Below are 20598 nucleotides of genomic sequence, written 5' to 3'. Positions count from 1 at the left end.
GGGCTACTTGGTCTTCTGCACGTATTTCATGCGTAGATTGTAGAGCAGTTCGCAGAGGAGTCGTTCTTCATCTTCAGTCATGCCGTTTTTGATTTTATCTTCGATCACAGCCAGAACGTCAATAGACTGCTTTGCAAGTATCGGGGAAAATTCAATGTTTCCGGTATTAGGATCTGCGACTTCGCCAAGATGGACCATGGCAGACGAGCTCATGGACATGACAAATGTAGAGAAATTTACCTCAGGGATAGGCATATCCTTGGCGTATTCACTGCCGCAACCGCACTTTTTATCGTCAGACATAATTAAACTCCTTAAGTAATCTGCCGGATTCTAAAAATATTATCCGCAAGATTCAAGTGTTTTTATGCCTTCGGCGACCCTGCCGGGGGCCTTAAACCCTTTTGCAAAAGGGTTTAAGAATCCCAAAACCTTTTATTACGGCTTCGCCGGGTTGGGTTATGGGCTGTGCTCGTTAGTATGATGAAAATTGTATCTTTATGTCGGGGGTGTTTTGAAGTATTTGTTTAACCATACATTTCAAGCGGAGAGATTTATCATGTTCAGAGAAATTCAGAATTCCAAGAAGATCTTGCCGGAAGGTTCGGTTGAGGAAATTTTAAACGCCGGAGAAGAGGGCGTGCTGGCGACAGTGGGTGAGGACGGTTATCCTTACGCTACCCCGCTCAATTATGTTTACCACAACGGGGCCATCTATTTTCACTGTGCGCGCACCGGTCACAAGCTGGATAACATTGCGTATAATTCCAAGGTTTCCTTTTGTGTCTATGTTGACACCGAACTGCTGCCGTCCAAGTTCAGTATTAAATTCCGCTCGGTGGTAGCTTTCGGACAAGCCGAAGAGGTCTCCGGTGATGAAAAGAAGGAAGCCCTGTTGGCCCTCGTACACAGGCTTTCCCCGGATCATATTCCGGCGGGTGAGAAGTACATCCATAATGATATGGACAAGACCAGAGTCATCAAAATTAATATCGAACACGCAACTGCAAAGGGGTGCGTGAAGTAGGTTTAGCTTCAAACATGAACATCCAAAACGGCTGCTTTGACGAAAAGTCAAACCAGCCGTTTCTTATAAGCACGTTCAAATAAGCTAAGCGGCGAAGCCCTAATAAAAGTTTTTGAAGAGTCCAGAGAAACTTTTTTCAAAAAGTTTCTTTGGTCCCCCCGAAGGGGCCGCCGGAGGCATCTTTACCCGCCCAGATATGCCTTTTTAACTTCCGGGTCTTCCATAAGCTGTGCGGATGAACCTTGGGCTACTATTTCCCCGGTATCAAGCACGTATCCGCGATGTGCGAACTTGAGTGCCAGATTAGCGTTCTGTTCGATAAGCAGAATGGTTAATCCCTGTTCGTTCAGCTCCTTGAGGGTGCGGAACATATCGTACATGAGCAGCGGGGCGAGGCCCATGGAAGGTTCGTCGAGCATGATGAAATTGCACTTGGACATGAGCGCGCGGCCCACGGCCAGCATCTGCTGTTCACCGCCGGAAAGGGACTCACTGCGCTGCTTGCGGCGTTCGGCAAGGCGCGGGAAGAGTCCGAATACGCGGTCGTAATCCCCGTGAATATCCTTGATGGAATCCTTGCGGGCATAGGTGGCCAGCTTGAGATTTTCTTCCACTGTCAGGTTGCCGAATATATGGCGTCCTTCCGGGACCAGTGCCAGATGCAGGTCGGAAATGATCTTGTGCGGCGGCATGTCGAGGATGGAATTGCCTTCCCATAAGATGTCCCCGGAAATCACCTTGGGTGCTTCCGGCGGGGGCAGTCGGCTGATGGAGAACAGGGTGGTGGTCTTGCCTGCTCCGTTTGCGCCGATGAGGGTGACGATTTCCCCTTCGTTCACGTTGAAGGATATACCGTGCAACGCTTCGATATTGCCGTATTTAACGCGGAGATCTTTGATTTCAAGTAGAGTAGTCATCAGATTGAATCATCTCCCAGATAAGCTTTGATAACAGTCTCGCTGGACTGGATATCTTCAGGTGTTCCTTCGGCGATGGTTGCGCCGAAATCAATACATTTAATCCACTTGCAGAGAGACATGACCACCTTCATCTGATGCTCGATCATGAGGATGGTGATGTCGAATTCATCATGAATCCATTTGATGAGCTTGATCAGTCCTTCAACATCCGAGGAGTTCAGTCCTGCTGCAGGTTCGTCAAGGAGTAGCAGTTTGGGCTGAATGGACATGGCCCGGGCTATTTCAACGCGGCGTTGAAGTCCGTAGGGCAGGTTGGTGGGCAGCTCTTCAGCGTATTGCTTGAGGTCCATGAATTCGAGCAGCTCGGTGGAGATGCGTTCGATTTCCTTTTCCCGCAGGTAGTAGTTTTTGCTGCGCATAATGGCATCGAAAAATCCGTAGCCCATGCGGTAATGCTGGGCGATGCGGATGTTGTCCATGACCGTCATGTCGTGCCAGAGGCGGATGTTCTGGAAGGTACGGGCCACGCCCAGCGCGGTAACCTGATGCGGTTTGAGTCCGCGGGTGGGCTTGTCGCTAAGGGTGATTGTTCCTTCGGTGGGCTGGTAAAAGCCGGATATGAGGTTGAAGATAGTGGTCTTGCCCGCACCGTTTGGGCCGATCAGTCCGGTGAGGGAGCCTTCTTCAAGCTCGATATTGAAATCGGATACGGCTTGAAGTCCTCCGAATCTTTGTGTGAGTCCGTCTATACTTAAGAGTGACATTTTATCTCCTTTTCTCGCGGTACCGGGCTACTTGAATTTGTAGAATTTTTTAAGCCGCGGGAACAGGTCGGGCAGTTCCTTGTTGCCCATGATTCCTTCGGGCCTGAACTGCATGAGCAGGATCAGGGTCAGCGGGATAATAACCCATTTCCAGACCTGACTGAGATGGTAGCTGTCCGGAAGCAGATGCAGGAAATGCAGTCCCGTATCAATGGCCGGGATGATGAAGCGCAGCATCTCAAGCATGAGGGTGAAGAATATGGCTGAGATAATTGATCCCCCCAGCGATCCCATGCCGCCGAGGTAGACCATGACCATGCACTCGGTGGATTTCATGATGTTGAAGGATTGCGGGTTTACGTAACCAAGTACGTGGGCGAAGAGGGCACCCGCGACCCCGGCGAGACCGGAGGAAAGCATGAAAGCGGCCATCTTCATCTTGTTGGTGTTTACACTCATGATTTCGGCAGCAACCTCATCCTGACAGATGGACATGATGCCCTTGCCGTAGGTGGAGGATACAAAGCGGCGGATCATCCAGACACTGCCAAGGGTGCCGAGGATAACCCAGATCATCATCCATGGGATGTCGACCACGTCTTCCATGGCGTTCAGTACGCGTTTCATGCCCATGAAGCCGCGCGGCCCGCCGATGACATCCATGTTCTCAATGGCTGAAATTACCATATAGTTGGCGGCGATGGTGATGATTGCCAGATAGTCGCCCCTTGTTTTGAAAGAGGGGATGGCCACGATCAGCCCGGCTACGGCGGAGACGAGTCCGGCTATAATTACAATGATGGGGAATCCCAGCGGAGCCAGATCCGGAGGCAGGATGGGAGCACCGAATATCTTGTCCTGCGCAAAGAACATCACGCTCAGGACTGAAGATACGTAAGCCCCGATGCACATGAATCCTGCATGTCCGCAGGAAAATTCGCCCATGTAGCCGTTAACAACGTTCAGGCTGGAGGAGAGGATTATGTTGATGCCGATAAACATGATTACCGACTGGATATAGAGATCCAGCGCGCCGAACTGGGAAAGGGCAACCACAATGGCGGCCATGGCCCAGATTCCGATATTGAAACTGTATTTCTGCATTCTGAGTCCGCCTTAGATCTTGGTTGTCTTGGCAACGCCGAATATTCCCGTTGGTTTTATCCAGAGGATGACCAGCAGGATGGAAAAGGCGAACAGGTCCCTGAAGGTGGAGGGGAAGAGGGCGACCACGCCGACTTCGATAAAACCGAGCAGGAATCCGCCGATAAAGGCTCCGCGAATGTCTCCGATACCGCCGACCACTGCCGCGATGAATGCTTTCCAGCCGATGAGCGCACCCATGTACGGCTCAAGGATGGGATAGGACATGGCAAAGAGCAGTCCAGCCAGCCCGGCCATGCCGGAACCGAGCACAAAGGTGAACACAATCACGTTATCAATGGGAATGCCCATGAGCGGGATGGCAAATTTGTCATAGGAAATTCCGCGCATGGCCATACCGATCTTGGTCTTTGTGACGATGAACTGCAAAAGCAGAAAGACGGCAATGGCCGCGAAGATGACAATTATCTTCAGGTTGGTCACTGAGACATTGCCGAAGGTGTAGACCACCTTATCAAGCAGTTCGGGAAATTTTTTACGGCTGGCACCCAGCAGGGCGAGGTTGCCGTTCTCAAGGATCAGACCGCACATAAGAGCGGTGATGACCACGTAAAGCCTGTGCGCCCCTTTTCTGCGCAGGGGGCGGTAGGCGATGCGCTCAATGGTTACCCCGACTCCGGCTGTGAGGATCATGGTCAGCGGCACGGTCAGGGCCAGCACCATCCACGGGGCAAAGTCCATAAAGCCGAGAAAGGCCGTGGCAACGAAAAATGCGATATAGGCCCCGACCATGAAAATATCGCCGTGGGCGAAGTTGATCAGCAGCAGGACCCCGTAAACAAGGGTGTAGCCCAGCGCGATGAGCGCGTAGAAGCTGCCCCACTGCAGGCCGTTTAGTAAATTCTGGATGAGAATATCCACTATTAATCTCTTTTAGTTGATGCGCTTCGCGCTTTTTGACGAATTGATTTCGCCTCCGGCGGCCAAAGGCCTATAGCCGTTAGGCGAGAGCTTCCTGCTCGAGTCTTACGGATATTGAGAGCAGAGCAGCTAAGCCCCTTTGGAATCCCTATTGGTTAAAGTAGGTCAACAGAATATTGTGTTGCCTTTTCAGAGATGGCGGGAGCATGCTCCCGCCATCTGTTTTTGATGGGATTAAGGGCAGACGGATTCGGCGAATACGAAATTGCCGTTTTCGTCGATGCGGACAACAACAGCGCATTTGATGGGGTCGCCCTGGCTGTCAAATTTCATGGAGCCGGTAATGCCTGCGAATTCCTTGATGTTGCTCAGGGCATCGCGGATGGCTTTGCGTTCGGCCTTGAGGTCGGAATTGTAGGAGCCTGCGTCCTGAATGGCCTGCAGCACCAGACGGGTTGCGTCCCAGGTGAGGGCTGCTACGTCATCAGGAGTTTCGCCGTATTTTGCTTCGTAGCGGTCAATGAATTTTTTGGTTGCGCCTTTGGCTCCTGCTGCTGCGTAGTGAGTGGAGAAGAACTGGCCTTTGCAGTCGTCGCCGCAAAGTTTCATCAGCTCAGCGGAACCCCATGCGTCGGAACCCATGAAGGGGCCTTTGTAACCGAGGTCGCGGGCCTGTTTAACAATAAGTGCAACCTGATTGTAGTTGTCGGGAACGAAGATGAAGTCAGGATTAGAGTTGATGATTTTGGTCAGCTGTGCGGAAAAATCCTGATCCTTGGTGCCGTGGGATTCAAAAGCAACGATGGAACTTGCGCCGTTTTTCTTTTCAAATACTTCCTTGAAGATTTCGGCCAGACCCTTGGAGTAGTCGTTGGAAATATCAAAGAGAACCGCCGCGCTCTTGGCTTTGAACTGCTTGGTGGCAAAGTTTACAGCAACAGGACCCTGAAAAGGATCGAGGAAGGCTGCACGGAAAACCCAGGGGCGGTTTTTGGTAGTGTCCGGGTTGGTGGACCACGGGGAAACCATGGGGGTGCGGTTGTCGTTGCAGGTTCCGCCTGCGGGAACTGCCTGTTTGGAGGAGTTGGGACCGATGATGGCTACCACGCCGTCCTGTTCAATGAGTTTCAGGGCTACGTTGACAGCTGATTCTGCCTTGGATTCGTTATCTTCATAAAAGAATTCAAGAGGAATTTTTTTGCCGCCCACTTCAAGTCCGCCCTGCGCGTTAATGTCTGCAAGGAGCATCTCTGCCGCATTCTTGGAGGCTTCACCTACTTTGGGGATGTCTCCTGTGAGCGGGATGTTGAAGCCGATTTTGATTTTTTCTTCTTTTTTGGAGCAACCGCTGACAACGATCAGAGCCAGCCCCAGTACCATGAGGGCCAGAAGCGACCTGATAATCAATTTCTTCATTGTTTACCTCCTGAGATGTTCATTGGGAAATTCTGGAATTGTTATTGGATGCTAAAAATTATCGCAAAAGAGTGGTTTTAAAAAGACATTTTTGCAAAAAAGCGTCACTTTTTAAAAATAGTTATTTATTTTAGATTATTGTACATGAGCTTGAAAGTGTGCTATTGTTGTAGATTTATGTATTAAATAATATAAAATAAGTCTTGTTTTTAGTATATTTAATTAAATTAAAGGTTTAGTGCTTTTGGTTGGTTGAGTTTCGAATTTGGATTGATCTTTTATGTTTAGCTTGTGTAGTTGTTCGGTATAAAATTGTAAAAACATTAAAAATATAATTTGTAATCGTCATTTCAAAAATTTAGTGGGGGTATATTTTGGAAAAAGGAAATTTTGTTCTGTTTCTGAGCTGGAGGTAGAGGAGTCAGCACTGTTTCGAGTGGGTGTGAGTGCTGTGTCTGTGACTGTTTGAGTTTTTTAGTGCTTTATTTCTAGTGGTTTATGTTGGTTTCGCTGGTTTGACTATTTTTGAATGATTGTTCAGGTAATGCTTTGCGCAAAACAAAAAGCTCCCGAAGGCTGAACCTTCGGGAGCTTTATGGCCTTTATATTCCGGTGGTTGTGTCTATAGTTTGAACCTGTCCATCATGTCTTTCAGGGAGCGGGCCTGCTGGTCGAGGTCCTTGACTGCCTCTTCCAACTGGCGTGAGCTTTCGAGGTTTTGTTCCCCGGCCTGTTTGATGGACCCCAGTGCCACAGCCACCTGATCAAGTCCGGCCAGCTGTTCCTGACTGGAGGCCGCAATCTGTGCTGAGGACTGGGCGGACTGGTTGATGACCGTGCTCAGGTTGAGAATGGCCTCCCCGGTCTGGGAGGAGAGCGTTGCCCCTGTTTCAACAGCCTTGCCGCCCTGTTCGGTGATCATTACCGCAGAGCTGGTGGCTTTCTGGATGTCGGCGAGGATGGACTGGATCTGGGCTACGGACTGTTTGGACTGGTCCGAAAGATTTCTGATTTCACGGGCAACCACGGTGAATCCCCGTCCTTCCTCTCCGGCTTTGGATGCCTCAATTGAGGCGTTTACTGCCAGAATATTGGACTGGTCAGCAAGGTCGTTCACTACATATATAATGTCTCCGATGTGCTGGGACTGTTCGGAAAGTTTCACTATGGACTGGGCAATGGTGTCCATCTGGGTGCGGATGTCTTTCATGCCGGAAGACGCATCGTCCGCAGCCTTTCTGCCCTGCTGGGAGGTGGAGACGGCCTTGCGGGCCACATCGGCCACCTGCCGTGATTTTTCATTGGAAAGGTGGGCAGTCTGTTTGACTTCTTCCACTGTGGCATTGGTCTCGGCCACTGCGCTGGCGGTTTCCGCCGCACTGGCAGTCAGCTCTGCAGAAGCCGCGGAAATCTGGCTCAGGGAAGAGGACAGGGTGCGTACTGTTTCGTGGATTTGCTGGTTGTCACCTTTCAGGGTTTCAACCATGGTTGCCAGTGCCTTGCCGATAGTATCGTTTTCCGAGCGGGCTTCCACACTTACAGTCAGGTCGGAATCGGCAACCCGTTTCATTGCTCCGGCCATTTGATTGAGCGACCCGTTCATTTTGTTGAAGGCACGGGCAAGGGAGCCGAGCTCGTCCTTGCGGTCAGTGCCCTTGATTTCCTGAGTCATGTCACCTTCGGCAATGCGGTAGGCAGCTTCCACTACTTTACGCAGGGGCAGGGTGATGTCCCGCCCGACGAAGACAACAGCAATGACGCCGATGGCAAAGGCAAAAAATCCGAAAATATAGGTGTTCTGGATTGCCCGGTCATTACGGGCCTGCAGTGTCGGGCCGAGTTTGTCCTGATCCGCGACTATTGATGATTTGGCCTGAGTGATCAGTCCGCTCATCTGGGGACCTATCACGTCAAGTTCGGTGTTCAGCAGCTTGTCACGGGTTGCTGTCTGGGCAAAGAGTTCTCCTAATCCATTAAGATAATTTTTACGCGCATCAATTATTTCCTGAAGCAGGATCAGGTTTTGTTTATTTAGGAGTGTGTTGAGCTGGACCAGTTCATTGTTCACTGCAGCCATTTCAGCCATGGCTCTTTTCTGGTGTGATTCTAAGCTGTTCTCAATAAATTTAGTTGTATACAGTCTGCCGAGAACCAGATGTCTTACCCCTTTTGCACAGTGATAAAGGGCGGCTGCATTATTCTTGGATTTGCCCAGATTGGTGATTATACGGTTGAAATTCTGCTCCATGATATCCCCGGCCGGGACCAGTACGGAGTATGCCTGATTGTCCCTTTCTCGCTGGGCTTTCGCCACTTCGCTGAAACTTGCATCGTAATCTTTCAGCAGGGAGCTGATTTTTTTGATGAGATTGGCCCGGTTTTCCGAGGCCAGTTCTTTTTCAGCCCGTTCGAGCAGTGGAAAGACTTCTTTGGCATTGTCGAAGTATTTACGGCTGTATTTATTGTCCCCGGTGATTATGTAGTCTTTAACGTGGGTGCGCCCTTGCAGGATGCCGGCCTGAATTTCACCGATCAGATTTGAGTCCTTGGCGAAGTCCCGGTAGTCCGTAAAACCTGAGGATGATTTTTGCAATGCCATCAATGATTCAATGCTGACGACTCCAAAAAGGAGAAATACAACAATAAAGCTGGAGAATATTTTTTGTCCGACAGTAAACCGTTTCAGCATGGCGCAAAAATCCTTTGGTTTGTTCATATTAATCAGAGGCAGTGCCCCGCTTGCCGGAGCACTGCCTGTTTTTAATCAGCTATTACGCCAGAGATTATCAACTTTCAAGGTATGGGTGTTGATCCGTTCTAATCAGCGTAGTTGGAATTGCAGAATTCGTTGCACTTTTCCTCAACATTCTGGATCAGCTGCAGGCAGTCAGCCTGCATCAGGTCACGGTCCATTTTCATGTGTACGGATTCACAGGCCATACGGCATTCTTTGGCGGATTGGTATGGAGCTAGTGTTATTTCAGAATATTTGGCACAAACGGCATCCTGAGTGGCGCAGAGTTCTTCAGTAGGAAGTGAGCGGCAGAACGCGCTGACATCCTGTGTGGTTGTGGGATGGCTTGAGCACCCGGCAATTGAAAGCAGAAGAAAACCGGTGAGAAGTACTTTTTTGAACATCGAATCCTCCAATTTATAGAATGTTTTTCATGGCTGCGAGAAACATGCGGTTCCGGGAGTTGTTTCCGATGGAAACTGTAAGCAGGTCAGAAATACCGTATTCATCCAACTTACGCAGTTTAAAGCCGTGATCCAGCATTTTACTATGCAGTTCTTTTGCCGTTATGGGAGCACTGAACATAATGAAGTTGCTCTGGCTGGGATAGACGGTGCAGCCCAGTTCTTCCAACCCCTTCTGTACACGTTCCCTGCCCCTGATGATCAGGGCGATAGTGGAGTAGTAGAACTCACTGTGGTTAAGGGCTGCCAGTCCTGCTTCCACATTCAGCGGGCTGATGGGCAGGGGAAGCCTTGATTCTTCGAATTCCCGGGCGCGTTTACTGTTCAGCAGAGCATATCCGAGACGCACTCCCCTAAGGCCGAAGGACCATGAGAAGCTGCGCAGGATGACCAGATTAGGTGCTTTATCCAGAAAGTTGACCATGGAGTAGTCGTCTTCAGGCCATGAGAATTCCACTGATCTTTCATCAACAATGAGCAGGGTCCGCTCAGGCAGGAGGTTGGACATGGTGGCCAGTTCTTCTGCGGGGAGACCGTAGCCGGAAGGAATGTCCGGGTTGGTGATGATGACTGCGGCAGTGGTCTCGTTTGCTGTCTTCACCAGCTGGTCCAGCGGAGGTGAGAAATTTCGTCCTCTGGGCAGCCGCAGCAGTTCCACTCCGCAGAGAGCGGCAACGCTGCTGTATTCCGGCATGCCGTGCTCATAGCTCAGCACGTGGTCTACTCCCGGAATCGCGGAAAGACGCAGGGTCAGGTCGAGAATTTCCACTGCACCTCCCGCGGTGAGGACGCATTCTTCCGGTACGTCATGCCGCTTGGCGAGGCCGAACTTCAGGCTGTCGGTGGAGTCGCTTTCGGAAATATTGCAGTTGTTGGCTATGTTGATGATGGCGTTTGACACTGCCTTGGAGACTCCCAGCGGATTAGAGTTGCTGGCAAGGTCTATGTCTTTTTTGATGCTGTATTTTTTACGGAATGCAGCCGGGCTGAGTTTTGTTTCGGCACTGCTTTCTGCGGCCGGAGCTTCAGTCTCCTGAGGTTCTTCGACAAAGGTTTCTGCTGTTTCGGGTTCCGGGGTAGGTTCGGGGTCGGGCTCAGCTGTCGATGCCGGAGCAGGAGCCGGTTCCGGTGAGGGAGCCGGAGTGCTTTTTTCCGGTTCTGCTTTTTTCTCAGCAGGAGCGGCAGTGGGTTTGGAGTACATTTCAAGCGGCAGGGTTATGATGCGGATGTCATAGCCATTGCTCAGGGTGGCGTTACTGACCATCTCGTTGAGCTTGTCAAACGAATCGATAATGATGTTCAGCAGGTCGTTACTGAGTTCAATTTCCTTTTTATATACCTGATCCAGCACCTTGCCGATTTTGTCCGCTACGAGGCTTATGTTGGTAAGCTCAAGCAGTGACGCACTTTCTTTCAGGGAAACGAGAATCCCGTACACCTGCGCAACTGATGCTGCCGAGGGTGAAGTGGTTTTTTCCATCTCTATGAGGACATTTTCAATCTGGTCCAGTTTTTCCAGCGACTGTTCAACAAAGTGTTGCAGAGCTACATCTTCCTGTAAATCAGCGGTCATATTTCTCCCCTTTAATTAATTTATGAATATGCGGTCCGGCTTTTAGAAAACATGATCAGCACGGATACCGCTTGTTGTTTTCAAACCATTTTTGCTATTTTTTTAAGGCCGAAGCTATTATCTGTTTATATTATTGAATTGTAAAAATGGAAAGGTTTTGAAGTAAAAATATAACTTGTTGCGGTTGCGCTTTTGCCAAGTCTGGTTAATATTAAAAATTAATGACCATCTGTTTGCAGAAATTCTACTGATTTGTCCAAGATAAATCTGAGAAAAATTGATTCCCAGAAGACGTTTTTAATTAATGAGGTGTACAAATGGTTACTTTTTTCAGTGCCAATGAAGTGGCTGAACTTGCAATGCGCATTGAGCAGAAAGGACAGGCTTTTTACCTGCTGGCAGCTGATGAGGCAAAAGATCCTGCAGCTAAGGAATTCTTCGAATTTTTTGCTGAGGAAGAATCAAGGCATGAGCTGTTTTTCCGGGACATGCGTGACCGTATCGGTTCCATCGAGGTGCCTCCGGGAAGTGATTACGAAGAATATACCCAGTATGTAATGGCTCTTGTGGATTCTCATGATGTTTTCAATTTTGATTACACCGCGGCATTCAAGGATGAAGCGTTCAATTTTGAACAGGCTGTGCGTGCGGCCATGCGTTTTGAAAAGGATACCATCCTGCTTTTTACCGAGCTGAAGAAAATGGTTCCCGATACTGAGCGTAAATTCGTTGAGGAATGTATTGACGAAGAGCGCAAGCACCTGCGTATGCTGGCTGAAAAACTGAGCTAGTATACAGCACAACGGACACAAAGAAGCCCCCTCCGGTTTAACCGCAGGGGGCTTTATTTTTGGCTGTAAGTCTTAACGTTTACTTCTTGATTCCAAGAGCGGTGTTGATCAGTGAGTCCGTGGTGGTGATGCCTTTGGAGTTGGCCTGAAAACCGCGCTGGGTCAGGATCATATAGGCAAATTCGTCCGCCAGATCCACGTTTGAGGTTTCAAGGGTGTTGCTGACCACCGAACCGAGGCCGTCCTTTCTGGCTACACCCTGAATTGCCGCGCCGGAGTCAGTGGTCGCGCTGAAGTAGTTGGAACCTTCCCTGCGCAGCCCGTATTCATTTTTAAAATTGTACAGGTTTACCTGATAAAGGTCCTGAGACATTCCGTTGGAGAACAGTGCGCTCAGGATGCCGTCGGAATTAAAGGCCACATTCTGGAGGTAGCCTTCCCCATATCCGTCCTGAGACTGGCTGATGGTTGAAGATGAACCGTAGTAGTCAGTAGTGGCAAGAGCATTTAATTTGCCGTCTTCCATGCCCGGCAGGGAAGATGCGTTGCTGCCTATATCAGCTGCGGTTACTCCGCTGGTGTCCCATGAATCTGTGCCCGAAGTGATGCCCATGTCAAAGGCTACGGTCTGAGCTGTTGGGGTTCCTGTTGCCCCGGAAAGAGTTACGCTGAAGGTCGGCTGTCCGTTACTGTTCAGTGCTGCCTGTTCCCAGTTTGCAAGGTCCTTGCCGTCGGTTGCTCCGGCAGCGAGGGTAAACGCGCTCTGGTTGAGCAGGGTTCCGTCGCCGGAAAAGGTGAGGGTTCCGGCCATGACCAGTCCTGCACCGGATGTTCCGGTCAGCGAACCGGCGTCACTTCCCGGAGGCACGGTTACAACGTATTCCCAGTGGCGTTTGTCCGAGCTGTCTCCGTCATTCACGACCTTGTCGAAATAGACGATCAGGTCATGCTTGTTACCGTTGTCATCGTAAATTTGTATTGAGCTGTTGTACTCGTATTCATCGGCAGTAAGCGGTGTGTTGCTGGTGCCGTCCCACTCGGTAAGAAGGGAAAAGAAGGGAGAACCTTCGGTTTCACTGTTATCTACGGCTCCTGAATCAAGGTTGGTACGCATATTTACGTAATCCGTGCCTTTAGGATCGGACTTAACAACCATCTGCTTATTGCCGTAGGTATCGGTTTCTTCCTTCATGGGCAGGGCTATATTTTGCGAGGTTGTCCCTATGTTGCCGTCCTGATCTATTGAATAGCCTTGGAGTATATTGTTGTGGCTGTCTACGAGCAGCCCGTTTTTATCAAAATGGAAGTTTCCTGCGCGGGTATAATAACTGCCGCCGGAGCCCGGATCTGCCACCCGGAAAAAACCCTGACCGCCGATGGCGATATCGGTACTGGAGGAAGAGTTCTGAAAAGCACCTTCCTTGAAATTTATTCTGGTGGCCGCAACTCTGGAGCCAAGCCCGATCTGTCCGGATGTGTGCCCCTGATTGGCGACGATTCCGGAATTGGCCTTGGCTGAAGTTGCGCTGCCGAGTGTTTCCAGAAATGTGTCACCGCTCTTATATGCAAGGGTATTCACGTTGGCGAGGTTTGCGCCAATCTGCTGCAGAAGTACCCCGTGTGACTTCACGCCTGTTGCGGCTGTATACATTGAGCTGAAACCCATGTGTAAACTCCTTGATCGGTGCCGGCTATAATGTTGACTCCGCCTGCACCTGTTAAACCTGTAACCCGGAATAAAAGTCCGGTACCGGTATTTAAGCAAAGGGTGTGCCTAAAGTTTACATTAAGCTATATCAAGGGTTTGTAATGTCTGTTTGGAAGGAAGGCGGAAAAAAAGTCCTTCTTAATGTGTGATTAAGAAGGACTTCAGGAAAATTAATATGAAAAGGGCCGGATAAGCCGATTTATTTTTTGCTCAGATGTTTTTTAAGCTTCAGGGCGGGTTTTGATTCCGGATTGATGGCCAGACATTTTTCTGCATAATCCAGAGCTTCTTTTTTCTTGCCGCCTTCATACATGCAGCGGGCCATGTTGAAATACAGGTTCTCATCATTATCGGTCAGGCCCAGTGCTCTGGAATAAAATTGCACGGCTTCATCAAGCATTTTGTTTTTACGCAGGGATATGCCGAAATCATTGAACAGGTGCTTATGGTCATTTTCAAATGCGGCATCAAGTTCAATGAGAGTGTTGAAGATGTCTGTGGCTTTTTCCGCTTCATTGCGGTCAAGGTAGCAGAGGCCGATACCGAAATTGGCCCGGATGTTTTCTTCGTCGATGTTCAGGGCTTTGCCGTATTCGACTTCGGCGGTGAAGGTGTTGCCCTGTCTGCGCTGGCGGTCGGCTTTGGCAAGAGCTTTGTTGAGTTGCTGCATGGCCGGGTAGACCGTGGAGGTATACAGCTCCACTTCAGGGGTGAACGATTCCAGCAACTCTTCTTTGCTGATTGTCTGTTCTTCTCCGGAAGGTACGCTGTTTTCATTGAGCACGCGCAAGCCTATCTCGCCGTTATCTTTTTCTTCTGCATAGTACAGAAAGGACTGGATAATCTTTCTTTTGGTTGTCCCGGTCCCGACTTCCTGTACTAATTTGGTGGAAAAAGTACCTTTAATTTTAGGCTGGGCTGCTGCGCTTGCTGTCATGTTGTTATCTGCCGGAATATATTATTTAAATTGTGTCGTCTTGAATAAACTGAGCATATAGCACATATCCGCATGGGGCTCAATTTCTAAAAACGGTAAAAAAGCGGAACAGAATTACAACTGTCCCGCTTTATTGTTAATAAAATGCGTATAATATTGTCTGCTACAGAATATAACGTGAAAGATCTCTGTCTTCGGTTACATCCTGCAGTTTTTCCTGCACGTAATCCTTATCAATAACAATGGAATCACCGGAACGGTCCGGGGCTTCAAAGGAGAGGTCGGAGAGGATTTTTTCCATGATGGTGTAAAGTCTTCTTGCTCCGATGTTCTCAGTTTCCTCATTGAATTTCTGGGCGTTGAGGGCCACTTCTTCCAGTGCTTCCTTACTGAAATCAATGGTCAGGTTTTCTGTTTCCAGCAGGGCTTTGTATTGAACGGTCAGGGCGTTCTGCGGCTCGGTGAGGATGCGGTAGAAGTCGTCCTTATCAAGAGAGGTCAGTTCCACGCGTAGGGGGAAACGGCCCTGAAGCTCTGGGATCAGGTCCGAGGGCTTGGCGTAGCTGAACGCTCCCGCAGAGATGAACAGGATGTGGTCGGTCTTGACCATGCCGTATTTGGTGTTGACCACGCAGCCTTCAACCACGGGCAGCAGGTCGCGCTGCACGCCTTCGCGGGAGACATTTGCGGAGCCGCCGCCTTCCTGATTACCGGCGATCTTGTCGATTTCATCGAGGAAGAGAATGCCGCCCTGTTCAACACGTTCACGGGCCAGTTCGGCCACATTGTCCATGTCGATGAGCTTGTCGGATTCCTGCTGGATGAGGATATCGTAAGCTTCGCGAATCTTGACCTTACGCATCTTCTTTTTATTGGGAAACATCTTGCCGATCATGTCATTGACCTGCATGCCCATGTCTTCCATACCGGGCATGGACATGATTTCCACGCCTCCGCCCTGAACGGAAACTTCGATTTCAACTTCACGCTCGTCCAGCTTGCCTTCGCGCCACATTTTGCGGAATTTCTCACGGGTGGAGGACTGGTCCGCTGTGGGCTGTTCCTGCTGCTGTTCTTCCGGTGCTGCGGGGTTGAAGAATCCCATGCCCGGCTGTTTGGGCTTGGAGGAGGGCAGCAGAATGTCGAGCAGGGCATCTTCAGCATGCTTTTCCGCCTTTACTTTGACCTTCTCCATTTCTTCCTTGCGCACAAGGTTGATGCCGATTTCCATAAGGTCGCGGACCATGGATTCCACATCGCGGCCCACATATCCAACTTCAGTAAATTTGGTGGCTTCGACCTTGAAGAACGGGCATCCGGCCAGCTTTGCCAGACGGCGGGCGATTTCTGTTTTACCGACCCCGGTGGGGCCCATCATGATGATGTTTTTGGGTGCGATTTCGTCACGCAGTTCCGGCGGAAGCTGCTGACGACGCCAGCGGTTACGCATGGCAATGGCGACCATCCGTTTTGCATCGGACTGGCCGATGATGAATTTATCCAGTTCAGAAACGATTTCTCTAGGTGTAAGATTGCTCATTTTTTGTAACTCGCGTCTTTATTTTTCGAGGGTTTTGAGAACGAAATTGTCGTTGGTGTAAACGCAGATTTCACTGGCGATTTCCATGGATTTCCGGGCAATGTCCGCTGCGGGCATCTCAGTGTTGCGCATGAGCGCACGGGCAGCGGAAAGGGCATAAGACCCGCCGGAACCGATGGCCGCAACACCGTCATCAGGTTCGATAACATCGCCGTTACCGCTGATGATGAGAATGTGCTCGGCATCGGCAACCATAATCATGGCTTCCAGCTTGCGCAGGAATTTATCAGTGCGCCAGTCGGTAGCCATCTCAACGGCGGAGCGCACAAGGTTGCCGGAGTAGGTTTTGAGTTTCTTTTCAAAGCGTTCAAAAAGGGTGAAGGCATCTGCGGTCGCCCCTGCGAATCCGGCGATAACCTGATCATTGTAAAGGGTACGGACCTTGACTGCGGAATGTTTCATGACCACAGCCTGTCCCATAGTGACCTGACCGTCACCGATCATGGCAGTGCCTTTATCGTCCTTAACGGCCAGAATGGTTGTTCCTCTCATTTCCATATTTAGCTCCTGAATTCTCGTATGTGTTGCGCTGCGCGCTTTTTGTCGAACTGATTTCGCCTCCGGCGGCTTAAACCCTTTTGCAAAAGGGTTTAAGAATCCCAAAACCTTTTAATAAGCTTCGCTGCCAGTATTGGCGGGAGGTTAGGTCTTGATAGAGGGGTGAAATTTTGAGTTACCAGAAGATAATGCCTTTGGGGGGGATGGCAAGGGGGGAGGGGAAATTTGGTCCTCAACCTAAAGAAATATCAATTTATGCCGAAAATAATATTAATACACGATCCGCGGTCTAAAAAAATATACGGAGGCCAGCCATGAGAATCGGTGAATCTTCGGGCTTTAAATTTAATATTTTCAATATGAAACAGGAAGTTGCTGAAGAGGAAAATTCAACTCATCAGCAAGTGGTCGAACGGGAACCGCAGGGCCATTCTTTTTCCCAGCGCAATATGATGGCGGACAGCTTTTTCAAGCATGACCGCGAAGAGTCCCGGTATATTACAGGGATGATGACCGCCTTTGATATAGATAATGATTTCCGCAACCGCATGCAGAATGTGGTTGATGTGTATAAAGCCGAAGCTGACCTGGTGAGAGCTAAATTTCCGGGTAATAATGCTGCGTTAATGCTTGTGGGCATGAAAGCGGAAAGGGCTGCAAAGGATGAAGCCGAAGATTACACCGGCGAAAAGATGGAAGAGAAGATCGAAGAAGATCGCAAGGAGCGGGAAGAGGAACAGGAGAAGAAGACCGAAGAAAAGATCGAAGAAAAACTTACTCCCGAGGGCAGTAAGAAAATCGTTGATACTGACCCTGATCCCGCAAAAATGACTGAAGAGATTGCCGAGAAAGCTGAAGAAGCAACTGAATCCCAAAGTGAGAAGGTGCTTAAAGGCAACGAACCGGAAGAGGGACAGACTGTGACCGGGAATGTTCAGGCTGCGGAGCAGGTTAGTACGTTGGCGGCAGCCGGTGCTGTTGAGCCTGATAGTGAAAAGAAGGTGGAGTTGACCGGGGATTCTACTCAGACAGTAGAAGGGGGGAGTTCTGCTGTAGGTGCAGTGCCTCCTCCGGGGACCTATGTTGATGAAGTTGTTTAAATTTTTTCCGTAGAAAATTCGAAAGCTCCCTCCTGCAATCGCAAGAGGGAGCTTTTTTCTTACCTAATAGGGATTCCAAAGGGGCTTAGTCCCTTTGGCCGCCGGAGGCGAAATCCGTCCAACAAAAGCGCGAAGCGCATCAACTCAGTCTTACTCCGCAGCCTCCCGTAACTCCCGGACAGCCTTTGCATAAGCCCGGAAAACGTTCTCCCTGTTGATGATCCCGATGATTTTGTTGGGATCGTCCTCACTTACAACCGGAATCTGCCCGTAGTCGCTGTCCACGAATTGGAGCAGGGCGGTGTAGAGGTCGTCATCGGCCTTGAGGGTCGCCGGTTTGGTGGCGAGGTCCTTGGCGAGGATGAGGTCGAAGAGATCCGGGTTGAAGAGATGGTTCCTGACGTTCTGAATAGTCAGGATTCCGGTGATCACTCCGTCGTCGTTTTTGACCGGGAAGTAGAGCTCGTTGGTGTTGGCGATGATATCGGTCAACGCCTTGAGCGTGGTTCCTTCTTCAAGGGTGGTTACGCGGCCCGGTTTGTAGTGGGTTTCCACGTGTAAGCCCTCAAGGATGTTGATGGTCTTGTCCTCGATATGGGCCGGGGAATCGAATTTACTTTCCACCTGATGTTCGTAGAGGGAGAAGCTGCGGCCGAGCACGATGCACAGTGCGGAGGCGAGCATGAGCGGAGCCAGCAGACCGTAACCCTGTGTGAGCTCGCAGACCATGATCAGCGGGCCGATGGGGGCTTTTGCCACCCCGGCGAAGAATGCGGCCATGCCGACCAGTACGTATCCGCCGGGCTGGGTGACGATGTCCGGGTAATATTTTCCGGCAATCTGGCCCACGATACCGCCGGACATGCCGCCCACGAAAAGAGCGGGCGCGAACATACCGCCGGACATTCCGGAACCGATGGTCATGGAGGTGGCAACGGTCTTGCCGATGACGATGGCGATCATCATCATGAGCGGGATTTCACCCATGATGGCCATCTCCAGCCAGCCGTAGCCCCCGGTGAGCACCTGCGGAAAGAACATACCCATGAGTCCCATCATCAGACCGCCGAGTCCGGTGGCCCACATGAGGCCGACCCGGTCTTTGATCTGGTAGAAGACGGAATATTTGATGAAACGGAAGGTGCGGATGTACATCCAGCCTGCAAAGGTGCAGGCAAAGGCCAGAGCCACGTAGAAGATAAGTTCCCGCGGGTCGTGGAAAACAAAGCGCGGTATGCCGAAGATGGGTTCTGTGCCGTAGAAAAGTGTGAACAGGGAATAGGAGACTACCGAGGAGATGACCGAAGGCAGGATGGCCTCGGATTCAAAGTCCTCGCGGTAGATGACCTCAATGGCGGTGAGCGCGCCGCCCAGCGGGGCGCGGAAGATTGCACCCAGTCCGCCCGCTGCACCGGCAAGAAGCAGGATACGGCGTTCCTTGGTGGAAAGTTTCAGCTTCTGGGCCAGCCATGAGCCGACCCCGGCTCCCATCTGGGTGATGGGGCCTTCGCGGCCTGCACTACCACCGCAGGAAATGGTGAAAACAGAGCTGATTCCTTTGATTACGGGCACTATGGGCTTCATGAGGCCGCCGCCCTGATGGAAGCATTTGATGGTGGCGTCGGTACCGTCAGTGCCGCCGGAAATTGTTTCGGGGATGTATTTGTTGACCAGCCACCCGGTAATCAGGCCGACAATGGTCAGGCAGATAGGGATGGTCCAGGTGCGCAGCTGTTCCCCGGCGTGACCATGGAAAAGTTCTTCACCTTCCGGAGCAGGCAGGGAAAGTCCGGCCAGCTGGCTCATGAAAAAGTATTTGCCCAGTTCCACCGCGCCGAAGAAAAGCACGGCCACGATGCCGGAAAGGACACCGACCACAATACCGAGCACCAGCCAGCGGAAGTGGCTGACATTACGGTAGGAGCGGGCGAGATCTTTCCATGTACTTACACTGAGGAAAGGACTCATTATTCTGCTCCTGATTCTGACAGGTGCAGTCCGGGACGGACCTGTGATTCAGGGTATGAGAGGATTTCACGGGCCAGACCGATGTCAATTCCGATACGTTCCTTAAGTTCATCCAGTCCGTTGAATTTCTTTTCGGAACGGATGCGCTGAATGAAATGGACCCGGATATCCTTGCCGTAAATATCTTCGGAAAAGTCGAGAATATGCGCTTCCACGGAAAGGGCTTCGTTGCCGAAAGTGGGGTTCTTGCCGATGTTGGCGACACCGGGCAGGACCTTGCCTTCAACTTCCACGCGGATGGCATAGACCCCTTTTTTGGGGAAAAGTTCGTCTTCGAGCTTGATGTTGGCAGTGGGGAAGCCGAGCAGACGTCCGCCTCTGTTCATGCCGTGAACCACTTCGCCGCGAACCTGATAGAAACGTCCCAGCAGGGGGCGTACGTCCCAGACATTGCCTTCGCTGACCATATCGCGGATGCGTGAAGAGCTGACCACGGCATCGTTGATGATCACCGGATCGAGTCTCTCAATATCGTATTTATGTTTGATGCCCAGTTCGACAAGGGTTTCGTAGTTGCCGCTGCGGCCTTTGCCCAGAGCGTAATCATAGCCCACAACCATCTCTTTCATATTCAGCGGATCGATGAGGTACTGCTTGATGAATTCTTCCGGGGAAAGGGCGGCCATTTCTTTGGTGAAATTCAGGGCCAGAACAATATCCGGCTTATGCAGGGCAATGAGTTCCAGCTTCTGGGAAGTCAGGGTGATGAACGGCGGGGTTTTGCTGTTGACCAGCACCCGCAGCGGGTGGGGATCGAAAGTTACCACCACGCTGGCAAGCCCGTTGGCCTTTGCTTTTTTGCAGGTGGAGCTGATCAGCTTCTGGTGCCCTTTATGGACACCGTCAAAGTTTCCGATTGTTACACATGTGCCTTGTTCAGGCTTTACTATTTCATTTATTGATTTTGCGATGATCATGTTCGCTTCACTTTTTATTGGCGAAAGATTGTAGAAACGAAAACCTGTACATTAAAACCATATATCATTCAAGATGTCCGGGGTGGTCCGGTAAAA

The 20598-nt window shown here is 50.5% G+C and carries 18 protein-coding genes; 3 read left to right on the top strand and 15 right to left on the bottom strand.

What is annotated here, in order from left to right:
* Positions 1-3: 3 nt before the first annotated feature.
* On the bottom strand, positions 4-303 hold the full coding sequence (locus FMR86_RS03180) for a DUF1844 domain-containing protein (RefSeq protein ID WP_163349630.1): 300 nt from the start codon (positions 301-303) through the stop codon (positions 4-6).
* Between the two features lie 256 nt (positions 304-559).
* Here FMR86_RS03180 and FMR86_RS03175 point away from each other — a divergent pair, with 256 nt between their 5' ends.
* A complete protein-coding gene (locus FMR86_RS03175) occupies positions 560-1027 on the top strand; it encodes a pyridoxamine 5'-phosphate oxidase family protein (RefSeq protein WP_163349629.1) in 468 nt (155 codons plus the stop codon).
* Between the two features lie 182 nt (positions 1028-1209).
* Here the strand turns inward: FMR86_RS03175 and FMR86_RS03170 are convergent, their stop codons facing one another.
* The 8 genes from FMR86_RS03170 to FMR86_RS03135 form a co-directional block, all read right to left on the bottom strand.
* A complete protein-coding gene (locus FMR86_RS03170) occupies positions 1210-1944 on the bottom strand; it encodes an ABC transporter ATP-binding protein (RefSeq protein WP_163349628.1) in 735 nt (244 codons plus the stop codon).
* Positions 1944-2711 carry an ABC transporter ATP-binding protein gene (locus FMR86_RS03165; protein WP_163349627.1) on the bottom strand — a complete coding sequence of 256 codons (768 nt, stop codon included), beginning with the start codon at positions 2709-2711 and terminating at the stop codon, positions 1944-1946. Before FMR86_RS03165 ends, FMR86_RS03170 begins: the two co-directional genes overlap by 1 nt.
* A 27-nt stretch (positions 2712-2738) precedes the next feature.
* Positions 2739-3815, bottom strand: a complete 1077-nt coding sequence (locus FMR86_RS03160; protein ID WP_163349626.1) for a branched-chain amino acid ABC transporter permease — start codon at positions 3813-3815, stop codon at positions 2739-2741.
* 12 nt (positions 3816-3827) lie between these two features.
* Positions 3828-4736 (bottom strand): branched-chain amino acid ABC transporter permease, encoded by a 909-nt coding sequence (locus tag FMR86_RS03155; RefSeq protein ID WP_163349625.1) that lies wholly within the window; start codon positions 4734-4736, stop codon positions 3828-3830.
* Between the two features lie 234 nt (positions 4737-4970).
* Positions 4971-6152: an ABC transporter substrate-binding protein gene (locus FMR86_RS03150; RefSeq protein ID WP_163349624.1), complete on the bottom strand. Its 1182-nt coding sequence runs from the start codon at positions 6150-6152 to the stop codon at positions 4971-4973.
* 622 nt (positions 6153-6774) lie between these two features.
* The gene (locus FMR86_RS03145) at positions 6775-8841 is read right to left on the bottom strand and encodes a methyl-accepting chemotaxis protein (RefSeq protein ID WP_163349623.1); all 2067 of its coding nucleotides are present in this window, start codon (positions 8839-8841) and stop codon (positions 6775-6777) included.
* A gap of 128 nt (positions 8842-8969) precedes the next feature.
* Positions 8970-9290 (bottom strand): hypothetical protein, encoded by a 321-nt coding sequence (locus FMR86_RS03140; RefSeq protein WP_163349622.1) that lies wholly within the window; start codon positions 9288-9290, stop codon positions 8970-8972.
* 13 nt (positions 9291-9303) lie between these two features.
* Positions 9304-10923 carry a histidinol-phosphate transaminase gene (locus tag FMR86_RS03135; protein WP_163349621.1) on the bottom strand — a complete coding sequence of 540 codons (1620 nt, stop codon included), beginning with the start codon at positions 10921-10923 and terminating at the stop codon, positions 9304-9306.
* A gap of 317 nt (positions 10924-11240) precedes the next feature.
* Here FMR86_RS03135 and FMR86_RS03130 point away from each other — a divergent pair, with 317 nt between their 5' ends.
* Complete coding sequence (locus FMR86_RS03130; protein WP_163349620.1) at positions 11241-11714, top strand: ferritin family protein; 474 nt, start codon at positions 11241-11243, stop codon at positions 11712-11714.
* Between the two features lie 79 nt (positions 11715-11793).
* Here the strand turns inward: FMR86_RS03130 and FMR86_RS03125 are convergent, their stop codons facing one another.
* The 4 genes from FMR86_RS03125 to hslV all read right to left on the bottom strand — a co-directional run bounded on the left by FMR86_RS03125 (position 11794) and on the right by hslV (position 16457).
* The gene (locus tag FMR86_RS03125) at positions 11794-13380 is read right to left on the bottom strand and encodes a flagellar hook protein FlgE (protein WP_163349619.1); all 1587 of its coding nucleotides are present in this window, start codon (positions 13378-13380) and stop codon (positions 11794-11796) included.
* Between the two features lie 241 nt (positions 13381-13621).
* The gene (locus FMR86_RS03120; protein WP_163349618.1) at positions 13622-14359 is read right to left on the bottom strand and encodes a tetratricopeptide repeat protein; all 738 of its coding nucleotides are present in this window, start codon (positions 14357-14359) and stop codon (positions 13622-13624) included.
* Positions 14360-14522: 163 nt separating this feature from the next.
* Entirely contained in the window at positions 14523-15899 is a 1377-nt protein-coding gene (gene hslU / locus FMR86_RS03115) for an ATP-dependent protease ATPase subunit HslU (RefSeq protein ID WP_163349617.1), read from the bottom strand.
* A gap of 18 nt (positions 15900-15917) precedes the next feature.
* Positions 15918-16457 carry an ATP-dependent protease subunit HslV gene (gene hslV, locus FMR86_RS03110; RefSeq protein WP_163349616.1) on the bottom strand — a complete coding sequence of 180 codons (540 nt, stop codon included), beginning with the start codon at positions 16455-16457 and terminating at the stop codon, positions 15918-15920.
* 314 nt (positions 16458-16771) lie between these two features.
* On the opposite strand from hslV, the gene FMR86_RS03105 reads away from it, so the two are divergent.
* On the top strand, positions 16772-17557 hold the full coding sequence (locus FMR86_RS03105; protein WP_163349615.1) for a hypothetical protein: 786 nt from the start codon (positions 16772-16774) through the stop codon (positions 17555-17557).
* A 150-nt stretch (positions 17558-17707) separates the two neighbouring features.
* On the opposite strand, the gene FMR86_RS03100 is transcribed toward FMR86_RS03105, so the two are convergent.
* On the bottom strand, positions 17708-19525 hold the full coding sequence (locus FMR86_RS03100) for a chloride channel protein (protein ID WP_163349614.1): 1818 nt from the start codon (positions 19523-19525) through the stop codon (positions 17708-17710).
* On the bottom strand, positions 19525-20502 hold the full coding sequence (locus FMR86_RS03095; RefSeq protein WP_163349613.1) for a bifunctional riboflavin kinase/FAD synthetase: 978 nt from the start codon (positions 20500-20502) through the stop codon (positions 19525-19527). Before FMR86_RS03095 ends, FMR86_RS03100 begins: the two co-directional genes overlap by 1 nt.
* Positions 20503-20598 lie beyond the last annotated feature (96 nt).

Source organism: Desulfovibrio sp. JC010 (assembly GCF_010470675.1).
GTDB lineage: Bacteria > Desulfobacterota > Desulfovibrionia > Desulfovibrionales > Desulfovibrionaceae > Maridesulfovibrio.
The sequence above is the reverse complement of the archived record's forward strand: the minus strand, read 5'-3'. Positions and strand labels throughout refer to the sequence as shown.

Coding starts and splice junctions, on each gene's coding strand:
- FMR86_RS03135 (WP_163349621.1), bottom strand. CDS start 10,923: ATGACCGCTGATTTACAGGAAGATGTAGCTCTGCAACACTTTGTTGAA.
- FMR86_RS03095 (WP_163349613.1), bottom strand. CDS start 20,502: ATGATCATCGCAAAATCAATAAATGAAATAGTAAAGCCTGAACAAGGC.
- FMR86_RS03150 (WP_163349624.1), bottom strand. CDS start 6,152: ATGAAGAAATTGATTATCAGGTCGCTTCTGGCCCTCATGGTACTGGGG.
- FMR86_RS03160 (WP_163349626.1), bottom strand. CDS start 3,815: ATGCAGAAATACAGTTTCAATATCGGAATCTGGGCCATGGCCGCCATT.
- FMR86_RS03140 (WP_163349622.1), bottom strand. CDS start 9,290: ATGTTCAAAAAAGTACTTCTCACCGGTTTTCTTCTGCTTTCAATTGCC.
- FMR86_RS03145 (WP_163349623.1), bottom strand. CDS start 8,841: ATGCTGAAACGGTTTACTGTCGGACAAAAAATATTCTCCAGCTTTATT.
- FMR86_RS03125 (WP_163349619.1), bottom strand. CDS start 13,380: ATGGGTTTCAGCTCAATGTATACAGCCGCAACAGGCGTGAAGTCACAC.
- FMR86_RS03100 (WP_163349614.1), bottom strand. CDS start 19,525: ATGAGTCCTTTCCTCAGTGTAAGTACATGGAAAGATCTCGCCCGCTCC.
- FMR86_RS03120 (WP_163349618.1), bottom strand. CDS start 14,359: ATGACAGCAAGCGCAGCAGCCCAGCCTAAAATTAAAGGTACTTTTTCC.
- hslU (WP_163349617.1), bottom strand. CDS start 15,899: ATGAGCAATCTTACACCTAGAGAAATCGTTTCTGAACTGGATAAATTC.
- FMR86_RS03170 (WP_163349628.1), bottom strand. CDS start 1,944: ATGACTACTCTACTTGAAATCAAAGATCTCCGCGTTAAATACGGCAAT.
- FMR86_RS03175 (WP_163349629.1), top strand. CDS start 560: ATGTTCAGAGAAATTCAGAATTCCAAGAAGATCTTGCCGGAAGGTTCG.
- hslV (WP_163349616.1), bottom strand. CDS start 16,457: ATGGAAATGAGAGGAACAACCATTCTGGCCGTTAAGGACGATAAAGGC.
- FMR86_RS03180 (WP_163349630.1), bottom strand. CDS start 303: ATGTCTGACGATAAAAAGTGCGGTTGCGGCAGTGAATACGCCAAGGAT.
- FMR86_RS03105 (WP_163349615.1), top strand. CDS start 16,772: ATGAGAATCGGTGAATCTTCGGGCTTTAAATTTAATATTTTCAATATG.
- FMR86_RS03130 (WP_163349620.1), top strand. CDS start 11,241: ATGGTTACTTTTTTCAGTGCCAATGAAGTGGCTGAACTTGCAATGCGC.
- FMR86_RS03165 (WP_163349627.1), bottom strand. CDS start 2,711: ATGTCACTCTTAAGTATAGACGGACTCACACAAAGATTCGGAGGACTT.